The organism is Pseudidiomarina halophila (genome assembly GCF_003987215.1).
In the GTDB taxonomy this organism is placed as follows: Bacteria; Pseudomonadota; Gammaproteobacteria; order Enterobacterales; family Alteromonadaceae; genus Pseudidiomarina; species Pseudidiomarina halophila.
Map to the genome: position 1 here is coordinate 582,627 of NZ_PIPW01000002.1, position 23,390 is coordinate 606,016.

Sequence of the window (23,390 nt, forward strand, 5' to 3'; positions counted from 1 at the left end):
GGCAAGTGCTAAGGCTTGATTGCGGCTACCACGGCGCGCAGGCCATTACGGCGTGAGACGCTGACGAGGTCCTGCAAGCCGAGCGCTTGTAACAAGGCGTCCAGGTCAAAATTGGCGACCTGATCAACTGAAGCGTGATGCAAGGCCTGGTAAATTAACGCCAGCAGACCTTTTACCACGCGAGACGCGGAATCCAACTGCAGTTCCAGTCGACCGTCCTGCCAGTATGACAGCAGCCAGACTTTGGCTTCGCAGCCGTGGACTTCGTTTTCCGGCACGCGCGCATCAGCGGGGAACGCGGGCAACTGGGCGGCTTGCTCAATCAGAAACTTAAGTCGCTGTGGCTGTTGCTGAGCCTGGTGCTGTAATGCTGACAGATCAGCTTCAGCTAATTTTCCGTACACCATCGGTAGACACCATAAAAGCGCTGAAAATTGCGCCTGAACAAGGCAAAAGATGGGCGAATAGTATCATTTTTGCTGCGAAAAATGTTAATCTTGGGCGGTCTAAGATAAAACGTGAATCCAAATAACGTAACAGGAACGACAACATGAAAATATTAGTGGCGGTCAAACGCGTCATTGATTACAACGTCAAGGTCCGGGTCAAAGCCGACCAATCTGATGTTGATCTGGCCAACGTAAAAATGGCTCTGAACCCGTTCTGTGAAATCGCAGTTGAGGAAGCAGTACGACTGAAAGAGAAAGGCATTGCCGAAGAAGTGGTAGTGGTTTCTATCGGTCCGAAAGCGGTGCAGGAACAGCTTCGTACAGCCCTCGCGCTAGGCGCTGACCGGGCAATACAGGTCGAAACTGAAGACATGCCCGATTCGCTAGCGGTAGCTAAGCTGCTTAAAGGTGTGGTCGAGAAAGAAGAGCCGAACCTGGTGATTCTTGGTAAACAAGCTATCGATTCAGATAACAACCAAACCGGACAAATGCTGGGCGCGTTAACAGGTATGCCGCAAGGTACGTTTGCGTCAAAAGTTGATGTTGCTGACGGCAGTGTGAACGTCACCCGTGAAGTCGATGGTGGTCTGCAAACGGTGAAATTAAGCTTGCCAGCGATAGTAACCACTGACTTACGTCTGAACGAGCCGCGTTATGCGTCGTTGCCAAATATCATGAAAGCCAAGCGTAAACCGCTTGATGTCACCTCAGCAGACGAGTTGGGCGTGAGTTTAAACCGCACCGTTAAGTTGCTCAAAGTTGAAGCGCCAGCGGAACGCAGTGCCGGCGTGAAAGTGGCAGACGTCGCGGAGTTAGTAGACAAATTGAAAAACGAGGCAAAAGTGATATGAGTATCTTAGTCATTGCCGAACACGACAATAATGAATTAAGTCCTGCAACTTTAAAGACCTTAGCGGCGGCCCAACAAATGGGCGGCGACATTGAGGTATTGGTTGCCGGACACGATTGCCAGGCTGTTGCGGAAGAAGTTGCAAAAGCTGAAGGCGTAAGCAAGGTTCGCGTCGCCGATAATGCTGCTTATGGACATTTTCTGGCGGAAAATCTAGGCGCTTTAGTGGCCGAGCTGGGTAAGGATTACAGTCACATCGTTGCGCCTGCAACCACCACCGGTAAGAACTTTATGCCGCGTGTGGCAGCGTTGCTTGATGTTGCCCAGGTTTCTGACATCATCGCCGTCGAAAGCGCAGATACTTTTAAGCGGCCGATTTACGCCGGTAACGCCATTGCGACAGTTCAATCAGAAGATACGATTAAAGTGATCACGGTACGTGCCACAGCTTTTGATGCCGTCGCCGCAGAAGGTGGCAGCGCAGCAGTGGAAGCCGTTGATACTGTTATCGATAACGACAAATCAGAGTTTGTTGGTGAAGAGCTGGCAGAGTCTGAACGTCCTGATCTGACTTCGGCGCGGGTGGTGATTTCCGGCGGCCGCGGAATGCAAAATGGCGAGAACTTCCATTTGTTGGAAAAAGTTGCTGACAAGCTCGGCGCTGCCGTAGGCGCGTCACGTGCCGCAGTCGATGCAGGTTTCGTACCTAACGACATGCAGGTTGGACAAACCGGCAAGATTGTCGCACCTGAACTGTACATCGCGGTAGGTATCAGTGGCGCGATTCAGCATCTGGCAGGTATGAAAGACTCGAAAATTATCGTCGCTATCAACAAAGACGAAGAAGCACCAATTTTCCAGGTCGCTGACTATGGTTTAGTCGCTGATTTATTTGATGTGCTACCGGAGTTGGAAAAAGAGTTGTAATTTTTTATTCCCCTAAAAAAGGGCAGCCCTTACATTGTAAAGGCTGCCCTTTTTTGTGAGTTACCCACATATCCACAGGGGGCTGCCCCTTCTTCGATTTTTCTCAATACACCACTTGCATATTTGCAACTCATCGGACATGATTGAGCTTATAACATCCTAGTGGGATTAGGTGGCTAACATGAAAAGAAGAACAACTATGCTTAAAAAATTACCTCTCGCTACAGCTATAGCGCTGGCATTCGCAGGAAGTGCAGGGGCCCACGCAGCAGAATTCGAAGTGGGTGATTTCCGCGTTAAGTTCGATTCAATTGTTTCTTACGGCGCCGCATGGCGTATGGAAGACCGTGATCTGAATTTAATCCATCCAGGCAATATGGATGGTGGCATGGGCCAGTCAGGTGTTGCCGATGATGGTAACCTGAACTATGACAACGGCGATTTGGTTTCGTCTGTGGTCAAAGGCGTTCATGACCTCAGCATTGACGGTGGTGACTACGGTGCGTTCGTACGCTTCAAGTATTGGTATGACGACGTAATCAAGAACAACGAAGTGCCGCATGGCCACACGGCGACGAATTATTTCCCGGATGTAACCCTCAATAACGACGGACTAGATGATTTCTCAACCGGTTCAGGTTTTGAATTACTTGATGCGTTCGTCTATGCCTATTTCGATCTAGGTGATATGCCCGTCAACTTACGGGTCGGTCGTCAGGTATTGAGCTGGGGCGAAAGCACCTTCATTTTTAATGGCATAAACTCTATCAACCCGATTGACGTGAATGCTGTGCGCCGTCCGGGTGTTGAAATTAAAGAAGCATTACTGCCGGTGGGTATGGTTAACCTTAATTTGGGTCTTACCAGCGAAACCAGTCTGGATATGTTCTATCAATACGAGTGGGACAACACCAAACTCGACGGTTGTGGTACGTTCTTCTCTACCGTTGATATTCTTGGAGGTCCCGGTTGTAACAAAGTAACTCTGAACCCGACGCTGGTAGCCGGCATGCCTTCAAGTAGCCTGAGCGACCGTGAATCGGTTGAGTTCGGTGCTTATCTAGATCGCTCAGCTAATATTGAGCCAGACGATGGCGGTCAATACGGTTTTGCGATGCGTCATTACGATATGGACCTCGATGTTGAGTTTGGTCTGTACTACATGAACATTCATAACCAAACACCAATCATTTCCGCTGTTAACTGGATTGAGCAGCCAAGCCCTGGTTTAAGTCACCCTGATGGCTACCCAATTGCCGGGCCAAACTACTTGTTACAGTACCCGGAAGATCAAGAGATCATGGGTGCGAGTTTTAGTACCAACTTCGGACTTTGGTCAGTCGGTGGTGAATACAGTTTCCGTCCGGACTTAGCGGTTCAGATCAACACTACCGAAATTTTGACTGCTGGTTTGCGTGCAGGTGTCCCAAGCACTTTCGCAGACCGCATCCGTCGTGACGAAACCGGAGCGATTACTAATTTAGGTGAATTGCAGGAAGGCTATGACGAGCTTGACGTGAGCCAGTTCCAGTTAACAGGTATTCGCTTCCTTGATAACGTGTTGGGCGCAAGCCGCTTAACCTTTATCGGTGAAATTGCGATGAATAAAGTTCACTCGCTACCGAGTCTAGATGAGCAACGCTATGGTCGTAACCCCGTTTACGGCAAGTGCCTGACAGTAGCCGATCAACGTGCTTTGGGTAACCCCTCACCATCAGCTGATATCAACTGTGAAGGCTTCGTCACAGCTTCTTCATGGGGCTATCGGACACGTTTTGTGGCGGAGTACAACAACGTGATTTCAGGTTGGAATTTGACTCCAACTCTGGCGTTTGGTCATGATGTGAAAGGCTATTCACCCAATAGCAACTTCATCGAAGGTCGTAAAACTATTGGTCTGAGTGTCGATGCCGGCTACTTGTCGACCTATAAGATTGGTGTTGGCTACAATATCAACACCGGCGGTGATTACGAGCCAGCAAGTGACCGTGATTTCGCCTCGGTTAGCTTTAGTTACAGCTTCTAATCTTTGATTAGAAAAAGAAAAACCCGCTTCGGCGGGTTTTTTTGTGCCATTCATCCCACTTCACTTGCCAAAAAGACCTGTAGCCCGTAGTTCTACTACGGGTAAAACACAAAAAATTAGACTATGGTGAATTGAATAAATAGTAATACTTCGGGTTACAAGAGGATCAAACTATGAAAAAAATTCTTGCCTTATCGTTGGCGGTTTTAGCAACACCAACGCTGGCTGTAGAGAGCAACACCTTCCAGCCGGAAGACGTGTTTCAACTTGAGTACGCAAGTTCGCCAACCATTCATCCCAAAGGTGACTACACCGTATTTGTGCGTAATTACATGGACATCATGACGGATCGCAAATACGGCACTTTGTGGCGCGTCGACAATAAAGGCGAACTACGCCCGTTAATCGGTGGTGACGCCAATGACCGCTCGCAGACATGGTCGCCTGATGGCAGTAAACTGGCATTTGTATCCAATCGCAGTGGCAGTAATCAAATTCACATGTATTGGACCGATACCCGGGATCAGTCTCCAGTAACCCGTCTGACAGGTTCACCTAGTAATCTGAGCTGGTCACCGGATGGCAAATGGCTGGCGTTTACCATGTTCACCCCAGCACCTGAGAAGCCGCCGGTAAGCTTGCCTAAGCCTCCTAAAGGAGCTGATTGGGCAGAGCCTCCAAAGTATATCGACAAAGACAACTATCGCTATGACGGCGGTGGTTATGCTAAAGATGGCTTCACCCAGATTTACGTGATGCCAGCGAGTGGCGGCACTCCGCGCCAGCTTACCAGCGATGATTACAATCATGGCGGACAGCTCACCTGGACCCACGATGGCGAGAGCATTATCTTCTCGGCTAACCGACGCGAGGATGCTTTTCATCAACCGGCTAACTCCGAGTTGTACAGTGTCGCTTTAGCTGACGGCGAAGTTACTCAGCTCACCGACCGTGTCGGTCCTGACCATTCGCCAGTTATCAGTCCTGATGGCAAGAAACTCGCATGGTTAGGTTACGACGACGAAATGATGAGTCATCAGCTGACCCAGCTGTACGTAATGGATCTTGCCGGCGACGAACCGCGGCTATTAACCAGTGACCTCGATTATAGCGTTGATGATGTTCAATGGGCTGACGATAGTCGAGGGGTTTACTTTGCTTATGACCGTCACGGCGATGGCCACATCGTTTATCAGAACCTCAATGGCAAACGCACGCAACTGACCGATGAAATGGGCGGTTTAAGTTATGGTCGCCCGTATAGCGGTGGTGCTTTTGATGTACACGGTAACGGGCAGTTGGTTTATACGTTAGCGCATCCGCAGCGGCCAGCGGATCTGGTGCTGAAAGATAGTAAAATGAAGCGCCAACTGACCCACTTGAACGAAGATTTATTCGCTCATAAAGAATTGGGGCGCGTAGAAGAGATCTGGTACGACTCTAAGCACGGTGATTACAAAATTCAGGGCTGGATTGTTTACCCGCCAAATTTTGACCCGGAAGAGAAATATCCGCTGATTCTGGAAATTCACGGCGGACCTCATACTGCATATGCCGAAACGTTTTCTGCGGAAGTGCAGCTTATGGCCGCAGCGGGCAACGTGGTGTTGTATACCAACCCGCGCGGCAGCACCAGCTACGGCGAAGAGTTTGCACAGGAGATCCATCATAACTACCCGAGTCAGGATTACGATGACCTGATGGATGGTGTGGATGCGGTGATCGAAAAAGGCTTCATCGATGAAGAGCGCTTATACGTAACCGGCGGCAGTGGCGGCGGCGTGTTGACGGCGTGGATTGTCGGCCATACGGATCGGTTTGCAGCAGCAGTGGTCGCCAAGCCGGTAATCAACTGGTACAGCTTTGTGTTGACTGCGGACATGTATAACTACTTCACCAAGTACTGGTTCCCGGGCCTACCGTGGGAGAACCCGGAGCACTACCTGAAGTATTCACCCATCACTTACGTCGGCAATGTAACCACACCAACGATGCTGTTGACGGGTGAGGCTGACTACCGCACACCTATTTCTGAGTCTGAGCAATATTATCAGGCCCTAAAACTTGAAGGTGTGGACACAGCCATGGTTCGCGTGCCCGATGCCCCTCACGGCATCTACAGCCGCCCATCGAACCTGATCGGCAAAGTCGCTTACATCCTGCACTGGTTTGAAAAATACGGTGACGGGAAAAGCGAAAGCAAGTAATTGAGGCCGCGGGTCAGATCACCATCTGGCCCGCAAACTATCCCAATAAAGCATGAGCTGATGTTTTACCCTTAATAGAGGCCGCTGTGGTTGTTTCCGCCGATCCCCCATAGCGAAAATATCGCTTCCATGTTGATGGCTGTTATCCACCGGGAACGGCATCAACCCTCGCACGACTAAACCCAGTTCTGTCTGCCACTGCAAATCAACATCCACCGGGCGAAAAAACGGAGGCCGTTGCGCCAATAACTTAGCAGCGCCGGCGGCACTGACAACGTGACCACATGCTCCCATAGGCGGTTTTTTAAAACGCACCGAGCGGAAGCCATCTAGTTGATTCAGTACATAGCTTTTTTGTTGCTTAAAAGGCGCTGCAATTTTAATTAAGTCCCATGCTTCGTCACACTGGACAATCACCTTCGGAAGCAAGCGGAATTTGGCGTCTAGAACGACGTCGTCTTCTAGAACAATCGCATAATCCAGCTGTTGGTTTAAAATGGTTTGCCAGGCTTTCAGATGGGAAAGGTAGCAGCCAATTTCGCCGCGTGAGAGTTGGTAATGGTAATTGTGACGAGCTGCTTTACTATCGAAGACCTGAGCGATCTGCTCAGCGGTTAACGTATCGCCCGCGACGGCTTCAACTCGCTCATAAGGCAGGCCGCTTGCTTCAAGTTGCTCTACCATGGCATGCCAGCGCTGCGGTGAGCGCTCAAGGTTAATGACCAGAACTTTCCATTTCATGGTGTCAGCCACAGACAGGACCTCCTTTTTGCCCCCTATGAACAGTGACAAAAAATTGAACTGCTTACTTCTTCTTTTGCTCGGCCTGCTTCCGACGATAGGCCATTTCATATAGTTTAGCTTCGGTGAGGAAAAAGTGGAACGCATCGATGTTAGCTTTTATAAAGCCGCGCCAACCCGACCAAATCATCTGTCGGCCAAGATAGAATTTTAAGAACATCAGCGGAAATATCAGTAACAGCCGTGGCAAGCTGCAGTGGCGGCCTTGTTGCTCACGTTGCTTGGCTTTTAGCAGTGAGTAGGTGTTCAGTTTATCCATGTAACCGTGGGCGGTGTCATAGCCGTAATGTTTCAGGTAAATCGGCAAGTAGGCCAGTGGTGGCTCGACCTCAATATGCTCATGTACCAGCACGCTGGTATTCATGTGACACTTGTCTTTACGGTACACCCGACGGTACTTATGGTGGCGCGCTTTACGCAAACTTTGGCCCATAAAGATATCATCATGATGAATCCAGATACCGTTCACATCACCCACAGCGATACGCTCGCGGATCATTTGCAGGCCGCCTTCTGGCATCACTTCATCGCCATCCAGGTTTAAAATCCAATTATGCGTACATTGCGCAATGCCGAATTCTTTCTGCTTTGCATAGCCAGGCCAGTCGTTGTGTACAACACGGGCGCCGTGCTGTGCGGCAATTTCCAGAGTACGATCCGTTGACCCCGAATCGATGATGACGATTTCATCTACGCCGCGCACGCTCTCAAGCACTTCATCTAAGTGTGCTTCCTCGTTCAAGGTGATGACAAAGACACTCATTGGCGGGTAGTCGGTTTTTGCTGACATGCAAAGCCTCGTGTTGTTACCATAAAGACAGCACTATCATACCGCAAAATGCGTCTTTCGACACAGCGACCGACACAGCGACCGACACAGCGACAACGGGACAACAAATGGCACATAGTTCTTGGAGTGATCTGCTTGCTGAGGAAAAGCAGCAACCTTATTTTCAACAAGTAATGCAACGTGTCGAAGGTGAGCGCGAGCAAGGAAAGGTTATCTACCCGCCGAAGGATTTGGTGTTCAATGCGTTTAAACTAACTCCGCTCGATAAGTTAAAAGTGGTGATTCTGGGCCAGGATCCTTACCATGGCCCGGGACAGGCTCATGGTCTTTGTTTTTCGGTTCCAAAAGGTGTGGCTCCACCGCCGTCGCTGAAAAATATTTTCAAAGCCCTGCAACATGATTTTCCTGGTTATCAGCCACCTGAACATGGCGATTTGAGCCATTGGGCAGAGCAGGGGGTATTGCTGTTGAATACGGTGTTAACTGTGGAGCAAGGGTTGGCAGGCTCCCACGCAAAATGGGGCTGGGAACGTTTCACCGACCATGTCATCGCGCAAATTAATGCGCATTGTGATGGGATTGTGTTTTTACTATGGGGCGCGCACGCTCAGAAAAAAGGCGCACTGATTGATCGCGAGCGTCATCATGTACTGACCGCGGTGCACCCGTCACCGTTATCTGCACACAGAGGGTTTCTGACGTGCGGACACTTCAGACGTACCAACGAACTGCTGGCCCAGCCAATAGATTGGTAGGACCTAAAAAGCAAAAGCGTTAGTCGTTACTCGTACGTTCGGCTGCGCCTCACTGTTCGTGCGCTCACCTTGTTCGCTGTTCGCAATAACGAACAACGAATAGCGAAGCGTACGAGCAGCGCAGCGTACGAATAACGTTTTTCTGATTTAGAATTCCAGCTCGTCGAGTTCGAGATCGAGGCCATGATCCATATCTTTTAGCTCGTCCCGCAACCGGTACTTTTCTTTAAGCGCTTCAATTTCCCGCCACTTGCGTTTACTACGACGTGATTTGTTCTGTTTTGCTTCAACACCGTTTAGCTCTTCTGAATGATCCATTGGATCCTCCTAGCTTATAGTTGTTATTTTAGGCATAGCGCAACACTTTAATAACACCTGCAGGAATAAAATACAAGAGCGTTGTTCGCTCACAAAATACAAGAGCGTTATTTGCTAACAGGTATTAGTTATTGGAGAGCGGCCTTCAACCAATAACTAATATCTAATAACTAATAACGCCCTTGTTTTTCCATATCCAATAACGGTTTTGCTTTTCACGAGCGAAGCGATTATAATCCGCCGCCATAAAATCGTTCTTTTACAGCACAGGTAAATTGGTATGCATCCCATGTTAAACATAGCGGTGCGCGCTGCGCGTGCGGCCGGTAAAATTTTGACCAAGAACTTCGGTGTCGAAGCAGATTTCAATGTTCAGGCCAAGACGCAAAATGATTTCGTAAGTGAAATCGATAAGTCGGCCGAGCAAGCGATCATTCGCACCATTCAGAAAACCTTTCCTGACCACAGTTTCTTAGCTGAGGAAAGTGGTACGATCGATGGGGCTACACCTGAGCATCAGTGGATTATTGATCCCCTTGATGGCACCACCAATTACCTGCGCGGTATCCCGCATTTCGCGATTTCCATTGCTTATCTTCACCGAGGTTCAGTGCAAGCTGCGGTCGTTTATGATCCTTTGCGCGAAGAACTGTTCTCGGCCACCAAAGGCGTTGGCGCACAACTCAACGGTAAGCGTTTGCGGGTAAAAGCCCAGCGCGACTTAAATGGTGCCCTGTTGGCAACCGGTTTTCCATTCAAACGTAAAGACTTACAAACCAACTACCAGGCGGTATTCGGTGCTTTGTTCGAGCATACCTCGGACATGCGGCGTGCAGGCTCGGCTGCGCTTGACCTTGCTTATGTAGCTGCAGGCCGGTTCGATGGTTTCTGGGAATTCAGTCTGGAGCCGTGGGACATCGCTGCGGGCGGTTTAATTGTGCGTGAAGCTGGCGGCCTGGTTACCGATTTTGCCGGCGGCCATGAATTTATGCAAAGCGGCCACGTTGTCGCTGGCAACCCGAAAGTGGTACAACACCTGCTGACAAAAGCACGGCCACATCTGCCGCAAAGCATGAAGTAAACCGTTATGCTGGACAATATCCGTATCGTACTCGTCAATACCTCGCACACCGGCAACATAGGTTCGGTGGCGCGGGCTATGAAAACCATGGGACTGAGTCAGTTAACTCTGGTTGATCCGGTGCAGAAACCAGACAGCCACGCATCAGCACTGGCAGCTGGTGCCACGGATGTCCTTCACGGCGCAACCATTGTCGACGACCTGAGTAGCGCCATCGCCGACTGTGGGTTGGTGATAGGCACCAGTGCGCGTAACCGAACACTGGATTGGCCGTTGCTAGGCCCGCGCGAAGCGGCCGGACAATTACTGGCGGAAAGCGCCAATTATAATGTGGCACTGGTATTTGGTCGCGAAAGCAGCGGGCTTACCAATGAAGAGTTGCAGCAGTGCACGCATCATGTGCACATCCCTTCCAACCCCGAATATAGCTCACTGAATTTAGCCATGGCCGTACAAACCCTTGCTTACGAGGTTCGTATGCAATGGCTGGAAGCTAAAGAACATCCTGAGCAAGCTGTAAGTGAGTATCCACTTACTGACGACCTTGAGCGTTTTTACGGCCACCTAGAGCAGACGCTGACGGAGACTGGCTTTATCATTAAGCACCATCCGGGGCAGGTCATGGCGAAATTGCGACGTTTGTTTACCCGTGCTCGTCCGGAGACGAATGAGCTGAATATTTTGCGTGGCATCCTCGCCTCAATTGATAAACAGCAAAAACGTTAATTGATAAAGTACGAAAGCGTTATTGGTTACTGGATATTGGATATTCGTAACCATTAACGAGTAACCAGTAACGAGTAACGCTCTTGCTCTTGTGAATACTTGACTAAAATACTCGGGAATGCGAGAATTACGGCATAAACGTGGAGGAAAACTAGCTATGCGCTTAACCTCAAAAGGACGTTACGCCGTAACCGCAATGTTAGACGTAGCGCTGCATACAGAACAAGGTCCTGTGCCATTAGCCGATATTTCGGAACGGCAGGGGATTTCATTGAGTTATCTTGAACAATTATTCGCACGCTTACGTAAGCATGGTCTGGTAAGTAGTGTACGCGGCCCCGGCGGCGGTTACCGGCTGGGGTTCACGGCGCAGGAAATTTCAATTGGCGCAGTGATTCAGGCGGTGGATGAATCCATCGATGCCACACGTTGTGGTGGTAAAGGCGGGTGCCAGGGGGGCAGCCGTTGTTTGACCCACTCCCTGTGGTCAAATTTGAGTGATCGAATCGAAGACTTTCTCGCAAATATTAGCTTAGCCGAATTGGTGAAACAGCAAGACGTCAACGCAGTAGCGGAACGACAGAACAATGCCATCGCTGAGCAAAAGAAACGCGAACAACAAATTGCACTGAATTGTCAGTTGTAAGTAGCCTGACAACTTAAGGAGTAGCACTGAATGAAACTACCAATTTATTTTGATTACGCAGCTACCACTCCGGTTGATCCGCGGGTAGCAGAGAAAATGATGCAATTTTTAACGCCAGACGGCCAGTTTGGTAACCCTGCGTCACGTTCGCACCGCTTTGGTTGGCAGGCCGAAGAGGCAATTGATGTTGCGCGTAACCAAATCGCAGAGTTAGTTAATGCTGACCCGCGCGAAATCGTTTTCACTTCAGGCGCTACCGAATCCGACAATCTCGGTATTAAAGGTGCGGCGGAGTTTTATCAGAAAAAAGGTAAGCACATCATTACCGTCAAAACCGAGCACAAAGCTGTGCTGGATACCTGCCGTCAACTCGAGCGCGAAGGCTTCGAGGTGACATATCTTGACGTAAAAGAAGATGGCTTATTGGATCTCGACGTGTTCAAAGCTGCATTGCGAGAAGACACCGTATTAGTAAGCGTTATGCATGTAAATAACGAAATCGGTGTGATTCAGGACATCGAAACCATTGGCAATCTTTGCCGCGAAAATAAGACTATTTTCCATGTCGACGGTGCGCAGAGTGCTGGTAAAATTGACATTGACTTGCAGAGTCTACCAGTTGATTTAATGAGCTTTTCTGGCCACAAAATGTATGGACCGAAAGGAATTGGCGCTTTATTTGTACGCCGTCGCCCACGCGTTCGTCTAAACGCACAGATGCACGGCGGTGGTCATGAGCGTGGTATGCGTTCAGGCACTTTGCCAACGCACCAGATCGTCGGTATGGGCGAAGCTGCGCGGATCGCCAAAGAAGAAATGGCCGCCGAAGGCGAACGTTTCCGGGCATTACGTGACCGCTTATGGAATGGCGTAAAAGATATCGAAGAGGTGTACATCAACGGCAGCCAGGAACACGGTGTGCCACACATCTTCAACATTAGTTTCAACTTCGTCGAAGGCGAGAGCCTTATCATGGCGTTGAAAGATTTGGCGGTATCTTCGGGCTCAGCCTGTACTTCCGCAAGTCTTGAACCATCTTACGTATTGCGCGCTCTGGGCCGTAATGATGAACTTGCTCACAGCTCAATACGTTTTAGCTTCGGCCGTTTTACGACCGAAGAAGAAGTTGATCACGCGATAGAACAGATTCAGAAATCAATTGGTCGCTTGCGCGACATGTCGCCCCTATGGGAAATGTTCAAAGATGGCGTTGACTTAGACAGCGTCAAATGGGCGGCACACTAAGAGAGGTAAAGTGTTATGGCATACAGTGAAAAAGTAATCGACCATTATGAAAACCCGCGTAACGTGGGTGCATTCGACAAGAATGATCCGTCGATCGCAACCGGTATGGTTGGCGCACCTGCCTGTGGTGACGTAATGAAGCTGCAATTGAAAATCAGCGATACTGGCATCATCGAAGATGCGAAGTTCAAAACCTATGGCTGCGGCTCGGCAATTGCCTCAAGCTCGCTGGTCACGGAATGGGTAAAAGGCAAAACTGTAGAAGAAGCTTCGCAGTTGAAAAATACCCAGATCGCAGAGGAACTTGCGCTGCCACCAGTGAAAATTCACTGTTCGATTTTGGCCGAAGACGCCATCAAGGCAGCTCTTGAAGACTACAAGACAAGACACGCAGGTTAAGCTAACACAGCTAAAGGGTAAGTAATGGCAATTACCATGACCGAAGCAGCGGCGCAACGTGCCCGCTCGTTTTTGGAACAGCGCGGTAAGGGTGAGGGCATCCGGTTAGGTGTAAAAACGACCGGATGTTCAGGCCTTGCCTATGTAATGGAGTTCGTCGATGAAGTCGACGACACCGATACTGTATTTGAAGAACGAGGTGTGAAAATCATCATCGATGGCAAGAGCCTTGTTTATCTTGATGGCACCGAGCTCGATTTCGTTAAAGAAGGCCTGAATGAAGGCTTTGAATTCAACAACCCAAATGCCAAGGGCGAATGCGGTTGCGGCGAGAGCTTTAACGTTTAACCATGAATCATTTCGAGCTGTTTGATATCAAACCAGACTACGCTCTTGACCTGGCCGACTTGCAGCAGCGCTACCGCAAGCTGCAACAGGCCATGCATCCCGATCGCTTTGCGAATGCAAGTTCGCGCGACAAGTTACTTGCCGTGCAGCGCACTTCGCAGTTAAATGACGCTTATCATACGTTACGTGAACCTTTGTCGCGGGCAGAATACATGCTCACGCTACGCGGCGTGGATATGCAGCATGAGCAGAAGACGTTGCAGGATCCTGAGTTCCTGATGGCGCAGATGGAATGGCGGGAGCGTGTTGAAGAGCTTAGCCCCGGCGATTTTGCTGCTATTGATACGGCGTTTCGTGACCTTGAGGGCGAAACCAAGCTGCTGCAGGACAAATTAGAGCAACAGCTGGCGGCGGATGCGAACGAAGAGGCGGCGGATACGATTCGAAAGCTCAAGTTTATGCATAAACTGGGTCGCGAACTCGAAGCGCTGGAAGATCAGTAGCCCGTAGTTCTACTACGGGTCAAGCCTGAACATAGCGCCATCGCCGGCAATAGCTGTAAAAGCGGCAGCACCATCGCCGCGACACCAGCGATATCAGCAGATTCAACCCGCAATAGAATTGCGGGCGACAAAATTGGACAAAAGGTTAGTTCATGGCATTACTCCAAATTGCAGAACCTGGGCAAAGCACCGCACCACATCAACATCGACTGGCAGCAGGTATTGACCTGGGTACCACCAATTCATTGGTGGCGACTGTACGTAGCAGTGAATCCCAGGTTTTGAACGATGAACAGGGCCGCGCGATTTTGCCGTCGGTGGTTTATTACGGCGCAAACGAAGTCTTAACTGGCTACGAGGCATTAGAGAAACATTCCGATGAATCCATCGAAACCGAAAACACCATTGTTTCGGTCAAACGTTTTATTGGCCGCACCGTTGCCGATGTAAAACGTAACTTTTCCAATTTACCCTATCGCATGAGCGAAACGGATAACGGGGTACCGGTATTCCACACCGCTGCTGGGGACAAGAATGCCGTCGAAGTCTCGGCCGACATCCTGCGCACCCTGTCAGCGCGCGCTCAGGCAGCGCTTGGCGGCGAACTGACTGGTGTAGTGATAACCGTACCAGCGTATTTTGATGATGCTCAGCGGCAAAGCACCAAAGATGCCGCGCAACTGGCCGGCCTGAATGTGTTGCGATTGCTGAATGAACCCACCGCAGCAGCTGTTGCTTACGGTCTGGATTCTGGTCAGGAAGGTCTTATTGGCGTCTACGATCTGGGCGGCGGAACCTTCGATATCTCGATCTTGCGTCTGCAAGGTGGCGTGTTTGAAGTTCTGGCAACTGGTGGTGATAGTGCGCTTGGTGGCGACGACTTTGATCAGCTGATTGTCAATTATTTAAAAGCTGAATGGGACTTGCCTGGCGATGTTCCAGCCCGGCTCGAACGTGACCTCATCAATGCTGCCAAAGCGGCGAAAGAAGCGTTAACCGATGCTGATAGCACTGAAATTACCCTGCCTTCTACTGATTTGCGGGCGACCTTAACCCGGGCACAGCTCGACGAGCTGATTGAACCGCTGGTTCGCCGCACCCTGGTTAACTGCCGTCGTGCTTTGAAAGACGCTGGTGTCAGTGCTGATGAAATACTAGAGGTAGTCATGGTCGGTGGCTCGACGCGCGTGCCGCGTGTTCGGGAAGCCGTAGGCGAATTTTTTGGCCGTAAACCACTTACCTCCATCGATCCGGATCAAGTTGTAGCAATTGGTGCTGCGGTGCAGGCTGACATTTTGGCAGGTAATAAGCCCGATTCAGATATGCTGTTGCTTGATGTGATCCCACTTTCGTTGGGCCTGGAAACCATGGGTGGCCTGGTCGAAAAGGTGGTGGCGCGAAACACTACAATTCCCGTTGCCAAGGCGCAGGAATTCACTACCTTTAAAGACGGCCAAACGGCAATGATGATCCACGTCGTGCAGGGCGAGCGTGAGCTCGTCGATGACTGCCGCTCGCTGGCGCGTTTCGTTTTGAGCGATATTCCGCCAATGGCTGCCGGCGCCGCGCACATCCGCGTTACCTTTCAGGTTGACGCGGACGGCTTGCTCAGCGTCGATGCGATGGAAAAATCCAGCGGCGTCAGTGCGTCGATCCAGGTTAAACCATCCTACGGACTGAATGACGAAGATATTTCCAGTATGATCCAGTCTTCGATGAGCAATGCCAAAGAAGATATGGCAGCACGCATGTTGCGTGAGCAACAGGTGGAAGCCGACCGGGTGCTCGAGGCATTAAGCAGCGCACTCGCTGCCGATGGCGATTTACTCGATGAGCAGGAACGTGAACGTCTGGATAATGCGATGGCTGCACTGCGCGAAGCGCGTGCAGGCACTGATGCTGAAGCTATCGAGAAGGCCATTGAAGTGGTCGATAAAGCAAGTGATGACTTTGCCGCGCGCCGCATGGATGCAGGTATTCGAAAAGCTCTATCCGGTAGCAACGTTAACGAACTTTAGCCCGTAGTCCTGTTACGGGTGCAACTGGCCAGCGCCGCAATTCATGGGGCGCTGTCTGATTGAACTGAATTTTAAGTGAGGAATAGTAATGCCAACAATCGTATTCTTACCGCACGAAGAGCTGTGTCCTGAAGGCACCGCCGTAGAAGCTAAAGATGGGGAAACCGTCCTGGATGTGGCACTACGTAACGGCATTGGTATTGAACATGCCTGTGAAAAAGTCTGCGCCTGTACCACCTGTCATGTTTATGTGCGGGAAGGCTATGACTCGCTGCCGGAAATTAACGATAACGAAGACGACATGCTCGATAAAGCCTGGGGCCTCGACCCCGATTCACGCCTGAGCTGTCAGGCTCGCCTCAACGGCGAAGACCTGGTCGTCGAAATCCCCAAATACACCGTCAACATGGTCAAAGAAAACCATTAGAAGGGGCAGCCCTTACAATGTAAAGATGGTTTTCAAAGGGGGGCTGCCCCCCTTTACAATTGTTATAACTGATTATTCAAGTTTTTCGGCGAATGTGCGTTTGAATTTAGCCAGTTTTGGGCTTACTACAGCCTGGCAATAAGCATTTTGCGGGTTACGCTCGACATAATTCTCATGATAGTCCTCTGCGGGCCAAAACTTCTCAAGCGGCTCAAGCTCGGTGACAATCTCGCCATCCCAGGTACCTTCCTCACGCATTTCTGCAATAATATCTTCGGCCGCTAAACGTTGATCTTCCGACTGGTAAAAGATCGCCGAGCGGTACTGAGTTCCCACATCATTGCCTTGCCGATTCAACTGTGTCGGATCATGCAAAGCGAAGAAGATTTCAAGCACTTCCCGTACTGAAAGTGCCTGCGGATCGAAGGTGACCTGCACAACTTCGGCATGGCCGGTTTCACCGGCACAAACCTGCTCATAAGTTGGGTTTTCTTGCTCGCCACCAGCGTAGCCAGATTCAGCTTTCAATACGCCGCGTACTTGCTTAAACGCGCCTTCGATACACCAGAAACAGCCACCCGCTAAGGTAATTTGTTGAGTCATACGTTACTCCTAATAGACGTTTAGACATCTATACCATAATCACTGACTTCAGAGAAGAGCCCAGCTTGTATTTTACTATAACAAAACTCAAGGAGGGGCAGCCCCTTCTGGGGTGGTGGCTTGTGTGCTGAGGAACGTGTATAATCCGCGCGACTTCAATCTAAGCATCCAAACTTAAAGCAAAGCGGAGATAACCATGGCTTTAGAACGTACTTTATCGATGATCAAACCTGACGCAGTTGGCAAAAACGTCATCGGCGCAATCTACAACCGTTTCGAGACTTCAGGTCTGCGTATCGTTGCAGCGAAAATGATGCACTTGAGCAAAGAACAGGCTGAAGGCTTCTACGCTGAACATAGCGAGCGTCCTTTCTTCGGCGCACTGGTTGATTTCATGACGTCTGGTCCAATCATGGTAAGCGTTTTAGAAGGCGAAAACGCAGTTCTACGTCACCGTGAAATCATGGGTGCAACGAACCCTGCAGAAGCACTGGCAGGAACTTTGCGCGCTGACTATGCTGAAACTATCGACGAGAACGCGGTACATGGTTCTGACGCGGTAGAATCTGCGGCACGCGAAATCGCATACTTCTTCTCCGACGAAGAAATCTGCGCCCGCACCCGCTAATTAAATGAGCAAGGCTCGGATAGCCGAGCCTTGCGCTATTAGTTACTGGATATTAGTTATCAGTGGTTTTTCAACTAATAACTAATATCCATTATCCAATAACGAATTTAGGTTTATATGAACGCAGTTGACAAAAAAGTGAATCTCCTTGACCTGAATCGCCAGGCGATGCGCGAGTTCTTCCAGGAACTCGGCGAGAAGTCTTTCCGTGCCGATCAAGTCATGAAATGGTTGTATCACTTCTGTGTCGACAACTTCGACGACATGACCAACCTCAACAAGGGCTTAAGAGAAAAGCTTAAGCAGATCGCCGAAATTCGTGCACCGGAAGTGCGTGAACAAAAGCAATCGAGCGATGGCACCATCAAGTTTGCCATGACCTTGTTCGACGGTCAGGACGTCGAAACCGTGTGGATCCCTGAAGCCGACCGTGCCACATTGTGCGTAAGTTCACAGGTAGGTTGTGCGTTAGAATGCACCTTCTGCAGCACCGGCCAGCAAGGCTTTAACCGTAACCTACGGGTTGCCGAAATCATCGGTCAGGTGTGGCGGGTCAATAAGTTGCTCGGCGCCTATGGCGAAACCGGCATCAAAGCTGTTACCAACGTGGTCATGATGGGTATGGGCGAACCCCTGCTGAATCTGAAAAACGTGGTGCCAGCGATGGATCTGATGATGGACGATAATGCTTTCGGCCTCTCCAAACGTCGTGTGACCCTCAGTACCTCTGGCGTGGTTCCGGCACTTTATAAGCTGAAAGAAGAAATCGATGTGGCGCTGGCGATTAGTCTACATGCGCCTAACGACGAACTGCGCAATCAGATTGTTCCCATCAATAAAAAGTACAATATTGCTGAGTTTCTCGAAGCCAGCCGCCATTACATTGACGGCTCCAAAGCAAATAAGAACATCACAATTGAGTATGTTATGCTCGATCATGTGAATGACTCGATGGATCAGGCCGCTGAGCTTGCAGAAACGTTGAAAGATACGCCGTGCAAAATCAACTTGATACCATTTAATCCATTCCCAGGTAACGACCATGGCCGTTCCAGTAATTCGCGTATTGACCGATTCGCTAAGGTTCTGATAGAAAAGGGCTATATAGTAACGGTGCGGAAAACTCGCGGTGATGACATCGATGCCGCATGCGGCCAGTTGGTCGGCGATGTGGTAGACCGTACGAAACGTATCCTGAAGAAACAGCAAGCACAGCGTGGGGCTGACGGAATCGACGTCAAGGTTTCGTAAATATCCAGCAACGACGTAGGCAGGCGGGGTGGTTCAGGGTAGCATTGCGAATAACCTAAGAGGAACTGTAATGCGACGACTCCAACGATGTTTGCTAGTAGCCAGCTTAGCACTGTTGGCGGTAGGCTGTGTGAGTCAACGTACTGTTGATGGAAAAGACCAGCCCACGCAACAATTTAATGCTGAAGAAGCTGCTGCTACACGGTTGGCGCTGGGTTTTCAGTATCTGCGATCGGGCAATTATCAACAGGCCCGGGCAAACCTGGAACGGGCACGCGATTACACTCCAAAAAATCCTTCGGTTCATACCGGCCTTGCGATTTATTATCAGCAAGTGAAAGAATACGATAAAGCGGAACGTTATTATCGCAACGCTATCGATTTACAGCCCAGTAACGGCGATACCTATAACAACCTTGGCGCATTACTGTGTACGATGGGGCGCTATGATGAAGCCGATAGTTTATTTAACCAGGCGCTGCAAATTCCAGACTATGTGAAAGTCGCATCTACCTATGAAAATGCCGCACTATGTGCAGCGCAAGCAGGTAAGTTCGATAAAGCCGACAACTATTTTAATCGCGCCCTGAATCACAGTGCGCGAAATAGCACTATTCTTGAAAGTTACGCTGCGGTATTGTTAGACCAGCAGCGCATTCAGGAAGCAGCACAGATTTTAGCGCAACGAGCAAATTTACCGCAGTTATCACCGGAATATCTGCGGCTGGAAATTGAGCTCGCGCGCCAACAAAACAACAAAGTTCGGCAAGTAAGTTTTGGCGAGTTGTTATTATCGCGCTTCCCGGACTCACGCCAGGCGCGTGAGTACTTAGCGAAGATCTCAGAACCTAATTCCTAATTGAAGTAGCCCATGACCACGGATAACGACCTTTTTAACGATGCCCCGAACGAGTCTGAGAAACCAGATTCGATTTCACCCGGGCAACTACTCAAACAAGCCCGCGAAGCGAAGGGGTTAACCCAGCAGCAAGTGGCAGATAGCTTACGTTTGCGCGAAGTTGTGGTGCAATTTATTGAGAACGATGAGTTCGATAAATTGGCATCAGCCACTTTTGTGCGTGGCTATTTGCGCTCCATCGCCAGAGCGCTGGAGGTCGACGAGAATGAAGTTTTTGCCGCCTATCGCGCGCACGGTCATGAACAAGTCACTCCCAACACGGTGCAGATGCAGAGTTTTTCGCGGCGCAAAGTGAAAGAACGTAATGACAATCGACTGATGTTGATGAGCTACGGCATTATTATTGTCGTCATTGCATTGGTGTTGATTTGGTGGTGGCAGGAAAGCAATTTTAGCCTTAGTACCATCACCGGCAGTGAAGATGCGCCAACAGAACAGGAAGCTCAGCAGTCGCGAGAAAACGCCGCAAGTCTGCCGCAAGTTGTGCGCCCTAGCGCACACCGCGCCGAAGGTCGTCTAACCGAGGAGGAAGTTGCCGCAGGCGATACCTCAACGGTTTCGATCGAAGCAGAGCAGGCGCCTGATGTGCCACCAAATCTTGCGGAGCCCGAGGTTACCAGCCCAGAAGGGACTGACCCGGAGGGTGAGGCGGTACGGCCTATCGACGAAACGCAGGAACTGACTGACCTGACCGATGAGGAGGCAACTGAAATAGCTACAGATACACCACCAACAACTACCGAATCAGCCCCTGTGGTTACAGAACCAGTTACAGGTGCACCGGCTGCAGTCGATGAGCAACTGGTATTTACCTTCAACGAAGCCTGTTGGGTCAAAGTTGTTGATGCCACCGGCGAGGAATTAGCCGTAGGCGTAAAAGCTGCAGGTTATCGCATGCCGCTGACGGGCGAGCCTCCTTTTGATATCATCTTGTGCAGACCAGAATCAGTGGACATGACCTACAACGGTGCCACTGTGAACTTAGACGATTACGTGCGTGGTAGAAGTGTAACTCTGACGCTCGATTGACTGAAACGAAGTACCCAAAATGATGCATGAGAATCCAATAAAACGTCGTCCTTCACGACGCATCTATGTCGGTAATGTGCCGATAGGAGATGGTGCGCCGATCGCGGTGCAGTCGATGACCAACACCGAAACCACGGATATTGAAGCTACAGTTAAGCAGGTGAAAGCCATTGCCGCTGCTGGTGCTGATATCGTGCGGGTATCGGTACCCACCATGGATGCTGCCGAAGCTTTCAAATTTATTAAACAGCAAAGCCCGGTGCCATTAGTGGCCGATATCCATTTTGATTACCGCATTGCACTTAAAGTTGCTGAATACGGCGTCGATTGTCTGCGTATCAACCCAGGCAATATTGGTAACGAGCAACGCATTCGTGCAGTGGTTGATGCCGCGCGCGATAAAAATATTCCGATCCGCATCGGCGTCAACGGCGGCTCGTTAGAAAAAGAGATCCAGGAAAAATACGGTGAACCTAACCCTGCAGCGCTGGTTGAATCGGCGATGCGGCATGTCGATATTTTAGATCGGCTGAATTTCCTCGATTTTAAAGTTAGCGTAAAAGCGTCCGATGTATTTCTGGCGGTTGAGTCTTACCGCTTATTGGCGCGACAAATAGACCAGCCGTTACACCTCGGGATCACCGAGGCTGGTGGCTTACGAAGTGGTTCGGTGAAATCATCGATCGGCTTAGGCATGTTATTGGCCGAGGGCATTGGTGATACCCTGCGCATCTCGTTGGCGGCTGATCCCGTGGAAGAAGTAAAAGTCGGTTTCGATATTTTGAAATCGCTACGTATCCGCAGCCGCGGCATAAACTTCATTGCCTGCCCAAGTTGTTCGCGACAGGAATTTGATGTGATCAACACAGTCAATGCACTGGAGCAACGCTTAGAAGACGTGACCACGGCGATGGACGTGTCGATTATTGGCTGTGTGGTGAATGGTCCAGGTGAGGCTCTGATTGCTGAAGTAGGCCTTGCCGGAGCGAAGAACAAGAGCGGTTTTTACATCGGCGGCGAGCGCCAGAAAGAACGACTCGACAACAATGATTTGGTCGATCAACTGGAACGCCACATCCGTGCCCGCGTAAAACTGCTCGAAGCCGAGCAGATTCCTGTGAAGCAAGCGTAAAGCTGCGGTATACTACCCGCCATTTTTAGAATTTAAACGAAACGGTAAGTAAGCTCGTGGCAAAATCTATTCAAGCAATTCGTGGAATGAATGACATCCTGCCGGGCCAAAGCCCGGCATGGCAGTATGTCGAGAGCGTGCTGCGCGACGTCGCGGCGGCCTATACCTACCAGGAAATCCGCATGCCGGTGCTGGAAAGTACCGATCTGTTTAAGCGCTCCATTGGCGAAGTCACCGATATCGTCGAAAAAGAGATGTATACCTTTGACGATCGCAATGGAGACAGCCTTACACTGCGTCCGGAAGGCACGGCGAGCTGTGTACGTGCGGGTAACGAGCATGGTCTGCTGTACAATCAAACTCCACGGTTGTGGTACATGGGTCCGATGTTCCGCCACGAACGCCCGCAAAAAGGTCGCTACCGTCAGTTTCACCAGTTTGGTCTGGAAGCTTTCGGTATGGAAGGTCCGGAAATAGACGCTGAGGTGATTTTGTTTTCCGCGCGCTTGTGGCAAGCCTTTGGTATCAGTGAGCAAGTGCAACTGCAACTGAACTCGCTAGCCTCAAACGAAGCGCGTGCACGCTATCGCGAAGCCTTACGCGAGTTTTTACGCGAGCACGAAGCGCAGCTCGACGAAGATTCGAAGCGGCGGCTTGATACCAACGTGTTACGGGTACTCGATAGTAAATCAGCAGAAACCCAGGCCGTATTAGCCCATGCGCCGAAGCTTTCAGAATACTGGGATGATGCGTCCCGTGAACATTTCGACGGCTTATGCAAACGACTTGATGCTGCAGGTATAGACTACGTATTGAACGAACGTCTGGTGCGTGGCCTTGATTATTACAACCGCACGGTATTCGAATGGGTTACTACCGAGCTGGGGGCGCAGGGCACTGTCTGTGCGGGTGGACGCTATGACGGCTTAGTCGAGCAACTGGGCGGCAAACCTACGCCGGCAGTTGGCTTTGCGATGGGCATTGAGCGACTGGTATTGTTGCTGGAATCACAAGAGAAGATTCCGGTCACGCAGACCGTTGATGTCTATGTGATTGCCGTTGATGCCGACGCGGAACTAATCGCGCCTGCCGTTGCCGAAAAACTCCGTAGCCAGGCGCCCGGATTGAAAGTACAGTTGCACAGCGGCAGCCAGAATATGAAGAAAAAGCTTATCAAAGCAGACAAGTCAGGCGCGGATTATGCCCTGATTGTGCGCTCGGATGATTACGAAATTAAGCACCTGCGTGACCGCGAGCAAGAAGACCGTATCGTGACCACGATTGGTGATGTAGCAGCAGTATTAATTTGAGA

At 50.3% G+C, this 23,390-nt stretch carries 25 protein-coding genes; 20 read left to right on the top strand and 5 right to left on the bottom strand.

From position 1 onward, the window contains the following. Window positions 1-8: 8 nt before the first annotated feature. A complete protein-coding gene (locus CWI69_RS08760) occupies window positions 9-407 on the bottom strand; it encodes a SufE family protein (RefSeq protein ID WP_126763808.1) in 399 nt (132 codons plus the stop codon). 143 nt (window positions 408-550) lie between these two features. Between CWI69_RS08760 and CWI69_RS08765 the strand changes: the two genes are divergently transcribed. From CWI69_RS08765 to CWI69_RS08780, 4 genes are all read left to right on the top strand, one after another. After that, the gene (locus CWI69_RS08765) at window positions 551-1,300 is read left to right on the top strand and encodes an electron transfer flavoprotein subunit beta/FixA family protein (RefSeq protein ID WP_126763809.1); all 750 of its coding nucleotides are present in this window, start codon (window positions 551-553) and stop codon (window positions 1,298-1,300) included. Beyond that, complete coding sequence (locus tag CWI69_RS08770; RefSeq protein ID WP_126763810.1) at window positions 1,297-2,226, top strand: electron transfer flavoprotein subunit alpha/FixB family protein; 930 nt, start codon at window positions 1,297-1,299, stop codon at window positions 2,224-2,226. Before CWI69_RS08765 ends, CWI69_RS08770 begins: the two co-directional genes overlap by 4 nt. 181 nt (window positions 2,227-2,407) lie before the next feature. Continuing rightward, window positions 2,408-4,252, top strand: a complete 1,845-nt coding sequence (locus CWI69_RS08775; RefSeq protein WP_241971073.1) for a DUF1302 domain-containing protein — start codon at window positions 2,408-2,410, stop codon at window positions 4,250-4,252. A 173-nt stretch (window positions 4,253-4,425) separates the two neighbouring features. Next, window positions 4,426-6,459 (top strand): S9 family peptidase, encoded by a 2,034-nt coding sequence (locus CWI69_RS08780; protein WP_126763812.1) that lies wholly within the window; start codon window positions 4,426-4,428, stop codon window positions 6,457-6,459. Between the two features lie 18 nt (window positions 6,460-6,477). Here the strand turns inward: CWI69_RS08780 and CWI69_RS08785 are convergent, their stop codons facing one another. Both CWI69_RS08785 and CWI69_RS08790 read right to left on the bottom strand, forming a co-directional pair. Next, a complete protein-coding gene (locus tag CWI69_RS08785) occupies window positions 6,478-7,212 on the bottom strand; it encodes a glycosyltransferase family 25 protein (protein WP_157984262.1) in 735 nt (244 codons plus the stop codon). A 52-nt stretch (window positions 7,213-7,264) separates the two neighbouring features. Next, window positions 7,265-8,050: a glycosyltransferase family 2 protein gene (locus tag CWI69_RS08790; protein ID WP_126763814.1), complete on the bottom strand. Its 786-nt coding sequence runs from the start codon at window positions 8,048-8,050 to the stop codon at window positions 7,265-7,267. A 107-nt stretch (window positions 8,051-8,157) separates the two neighbouring features. On the opposite strand from CWI69_RS08790, the gene ung reads away from it, so the two are divergent. Beyond that, the gene (ung, locus tag CWI69_RS08795) at window positions 8,158-8,805 is read left to right on the top strand and encodes a uracil-DNA glycosylase (RefSeq protein WP_126763815.1); all 648 of its coding nucleotides are present in this window, start codon (window positions 8,158-8,160) and stop codon (window positions 8,803-8,805) included. Window positions 8,806-8,952: 147 nt separating this feature from the next. Here the strand turns inward: ung and CWI69_RS08800 are convergent, their stop codons facing one another. Then, entirely contained in the window at window positions 8,953-9,123 is a 171-nt protein-coding gene (locus tag CWI69_RS08800) for a DUF3545 family protein (RefSeq protein WP_126763816.1), read from the bottom strand. A 280-nt stretch (window positions 9,124-9,403) separates the two neighbouring features. On the opposite strand from CWI69_RS08800, the gene suhB reads away from it, so the two are divergent. The 9 genes from suhB to fdx all read left to right on the top strand — a co-directional run bounded on the left by suhB (window position 9,404) and on the right by fdx (window position 16,516). After that, on the top strand, window positions 9,404-10,204 hold the full coding sequence (suhB, locus tag CWI69_RS08805) for an inositol-1-monophosphatase (protein ID WP_126763817.1): 801 nt from the start codon (window positions 9,404-9,406) through the stop codon (window positions 10,202-10,204). A gap of 6 nt (window positions 10,205-10,210) precedes the next feature. Further along, on the top strand, window positions 10,211-10,930 hold the full coding sequence (gene trmJ, locus CWI69_RS08810; protein ID WP_126763818.1) for a tRNA (cytosine(32)/uridine(32)-2'-O)-methyltransferase TrmJ: 720 nt from the start codon (window positions 10,211-10,213) through the stop codon (window positions 10,928-10,930). Window positions 10,931-11,087: 157 nt separating this feature from the next. After that, window positions 11,088-11,576 carry a Fe-S cluster assembly transcriptional regulator IscR gene (iscR, locus tag CWI69_RS08815; RefSeq protein WP_126763819.1) on the top strand — a complete coding sequence of 163 codons (489 nt, stop codon included), beginning with the start codon at window positions 11,088-11,090 and terminating at the stop codon, window positions 11,574-11,576. A gap of 30 nt (window positions 11,577-11,606) precedes the next feature. Beyond that, window positions 11,607-12,821, top strand: a complete 1,215-nt coding sequence (locus CWI69_RS08820) for an IscS subfamily cysteine desulfurase (RefSeq protein WP_126763820.1) — start codon at window positions 11,607-11,609, stop codon at window positions 12,819-12,821. Window positions 12,822-12,836: 15 nt separating this feature from the next. Beyond that, the gene (iscU, locus tag CWI69_RS08825; protein WP_126763821.1) at window positions 12,837-13,220 is read left to right on the top strand and encodes a Fe-S cluster assembly scaffold IscU; all 384 of its coding nucleotides are present in this window, start codon (window positions 12,837-12,839) and stop codon (window positions 13,218-13,220) included. A 24-nt stretch (window positions 13,221-13,244) separates the two neighbouring features. Then, window positions 13,245-13,568 carry an iron-sulfur cluster assembly protein IscA gene (gene iscA / locus CWI69_RS08830; protein ID WP_126763822.1) on the top strand — a complete coding sequence of 108 codons (324 nt, stop codon included), beginning with the start codon at window positions 13,245-13,247 and terminating at the stop codon, window positions 13,566-13,568. Between the two features lie 2 nt (window positions 13,569-13,570). After that, complete coding sequence (gene hscB / locus CWI69_RS08835; RefSeq protein WP_126763823.1) at window positions 13,571-14,071, top strand: co-chaperone HscB; 501 nt, start codon at window positions 13,571-13,573, stop codon at window positions 14,069-14,071. Between the two features lie 152 nt (window positions 14,072-14,223). Then, complete coding sequence (hscA, locus tag CWI69_RS08840) at window positions 14,224-16,089, top strand: Fe-S protein assembly chaperone HscA (RefSeq protein ID WP_126763824.1); 1,866 nt, start codon at window positions 14,224-14,226, stop codon at window positions 16,087-16,089. Between the two features lie 88 nt (window positions 16,090-16,177). Continuing rightward, a complete protein-coding gene (gene fdx / locus CWI69_RS08845; protein WP_126763825.1) occupies window positions 16,178-16,516 on the top strand; it encodes an ISC system 2Fe-2S type ferredoxin in 339 nt (112 codons plus the stop codon). Window positions 16,517-16,588: 72 nt separating this feature from the next. Here the strand turns inward: fdx and msrA are convergent, their stop codons facing one another. After that, entirely contained in the window at window positions 16,589-17,119 is a 531-nt protein-coding gene (gene msrA, locus CWI69_RS08850; protein ID WP_126763826.1) for a peptide-methionine (S)-S-oxide reductase MsrA, read from the bottom strand. 196 nt (window positions 17,120-17,315) lie between these two features. Between msrA and ndk the strand changes: the two genes are divergently transcribed. From ndk to hisS, 6 genes are all read left to right on the top strand, one after another. Next, on the top strand, window positions 17,316-17,747 hold the full coding sequence (gene ndk / locus CWI69_RS08855; protein ID WP_126763827.1) for a nucleoside-diphosphate kinase: 432 nt from the start codon (window positions 17,316-17,318) through the stop codon (window positions 17,745-17,747). A gap of 117 nt (window positions 17,748-17,864) precedes the next feature. Next, on the top strand, window positions 17,865-18,998 hold the full coding sequence (gene rlmN / locus CWI69_RS08860; protein WP_126763828.1) for a dual-specificity RNA methyltransferase RlmN: 1,134 nt from the start codon (window positions 17,865-17,867) through the stop codon (window positions 18,996-18,998). A 70-nt stretch (window positions 18,999-19,068) separates the two neighbouring features. Further along, complete coding sequence (pilW, locus tag CWI69_RS08865) at window positions 19,069-19,857, top strand: type IV pilus biogenesis/stability protein PilW (RefSeq protein ID WP_126763829.1); 789 nt, start codon at window positions 19,069-19,071, stop codon at window positions 19,855-19,857. Window positions 19,858-19,869: 12 nt separating this feature from the next. Continuing rightward, on the top strand, window positions 19,870-20,946 hold the full coding sequence (locus CWI69_RS08870; protein WP_126763830.1) for a RodZ domain-containing protein: 1,077 nt from the start codon (window positions 19,870-19,872) through the stop codon (window positions 20,944-20,946). Between the two features lie 19 nt (window positions 20,947-20,965). Further along, window positions 20,966-22,078 (top strand): flavodoxin-dependent (E)-4-hydroxy-3-methylbut-2-enyl-diphosphate synthase, encoded by a 1,113-nt coding sequence (gene ispG / locus CWI69_RS08875; protein ID WP_126763831.1) that lies wholly within the window; start codon window positions 20,966-20,968, stop codon window positions 22,076-22,078. Between the two features lie 56 nt (window positions 22,079-22,134). After that, on the top strand, window positions 22,135-23,388 hold the full coding sequence (hisS, locus tag CWI69_RS08880) for a histidine--tRNA ligase (protein WP_126763832.1): 1,254 nt from the start codon (window positions 22,135-22,137) through the stop codon (window positions 23,386-23,388). Window positions 23,389-23,390 lie beyond the last annotated feature (2 nt).

Coding starts and splice junctions, on each gene's coding strand:
- CWI69_RS08760 (WP_126763808.1), bottom strand. CDS start 407: ATGGTGTACGGAAAATTAGCTGAAGCTGATCTGTCAGCATTACAGCAC.
- CWI69_RS08765 (WP_126763809.1), top strand. CDS start 551: ATGAAAATATTAGTGGCGGTCAAACGCGTCATTGATTACAACGTCAAG.
- CWI69_RS08770 (WP_126763810.1), top strand. CDS start 1,297: ATGAGTATCTTAGTCATTGCCGAACACGACAATAATGAATTAAGTCCT.
- CWI69_RS08775 (WP_241971073.1), top strand. CDS start 2,408: ATGAAAAGAAGAACAACTATGCTTAAAAAATTACCTCTCGCTACAGCT.
- CWI69_RS08780 (WP_126763812.1), top strand. CDS start 4,426: ATGAAAAAAATTCTTGCCTTATCGTTGGCGGTTTTAGCAACACCAACG.
- CWI69_RS08790 (WP_126763814.1), bottom strand. CDS start 8,050: ATGTCAGCAAAAACCGACTACCCGCCAATGAGTGTCTTTGTCATCACC.
- ung (WP_126763815.1), top strand. CDS start 8,158: ATGGCACATAGTTCTTGGAGTGATCTGCTTGCTGAGGAAAAGCAGCAA.
- CWI69_RS08800 (WP_126763816.1), bottom strand. CDS start 9,123: ATGGATCATTCAGAAGAGCTAAACGGTGTTGAAGCAAAACAGAACAAA.
- suhB (WP_126763817.1), top strand. CDS start 9,404: ATGCATCCCATGTTAAACATAGCGGTGCGCGCTGCGCGTGCGGCCGGT.
- trmJ (WP_126763818.1), top strand. CDS start 10,211: ATGCTGGACAATATCCGTATCGTACTCGTCAATACCTCGCACACCGGC.
- iscR (WP_126763819.1), top strand. CDS start 11,088: ATGCGCTTAACCTCAAAAGGACGTTACGCCGTAACCGCAATGTTAGAC.
- CWI69_RS08820 (WP_126763820.1), top strand. CDS start 11,607: ATGAAACTACCAATTTATTTTGATTACGCAGCTACCACTCCGGTTGAT.
- iscU (WP_126763821.1), top strand. CDS start 12,837: ATGGCATACAGTGAAAAAGTAATCGACCATTATGAAAACCCGCGTAAC.
- iscA (WP_126763822.1), top strand. CDS start 13,245: ATGGCAATTACCATGACCGAAGCAGCGGCGCAACGTGCCCGCTCGTTT.
- hscB (WP_126763823.1), top strand. CDS start 13,571: ATGAATCATTTCGAGCTGTTTGATATCAAACCAGACTACGCTCTTGAC.
- hscA (WP_126763824.1), top strand. CDS start 14,224: ATGGCATTACTCCAAATTGCAGAACCTGGGCAAAGCACCGCACCACAT.
- fdx (WP_126763825.1), top strand. CDS start 16,178: ATGCCAACAATCGTATTCTTACCGCACGAAGAGCTGTGTCCTGAAGGC.
- msrA (WP_126763826.1), bottom strand. CDS start 17,119: ATGACTCAACAAATTACCTTAGCGGGTGGCTGTTTCTGGTGTATCGAA.
- ndk (WP_126763827.1), top strand. CDS start 17,316: ATGGCTTTAGAACGTACTTTATCGATGATCAAACCTGACGCAGTTGGC.
- rlmN (WP_126763828.1), top strand. CDS start 17,865: ATGAACGCAGTTGACAAAAAAGTGAATCTCCTTGACCTGAATCGCCAG.
- pilW (WP_126763829.1), top strand. CDS start 19,069: ATGCGACGACTCCAACGATGTTTGCTAGTAGCCAGCTTAGCACTGTTG.
- CWI69_RS08870 (WP_126763830.1), top strand. CDS start 19,870: ATGACCACGGATAACGACCTTTTTAACGATGCCCCGAACGAGTCTGAG.
- ispG (WP_126763831.1), top strand. CDS start 20,966: ATGATGCATGAGAATCCAATAAAACGTCGTCCTTCACGACGCATCTAT.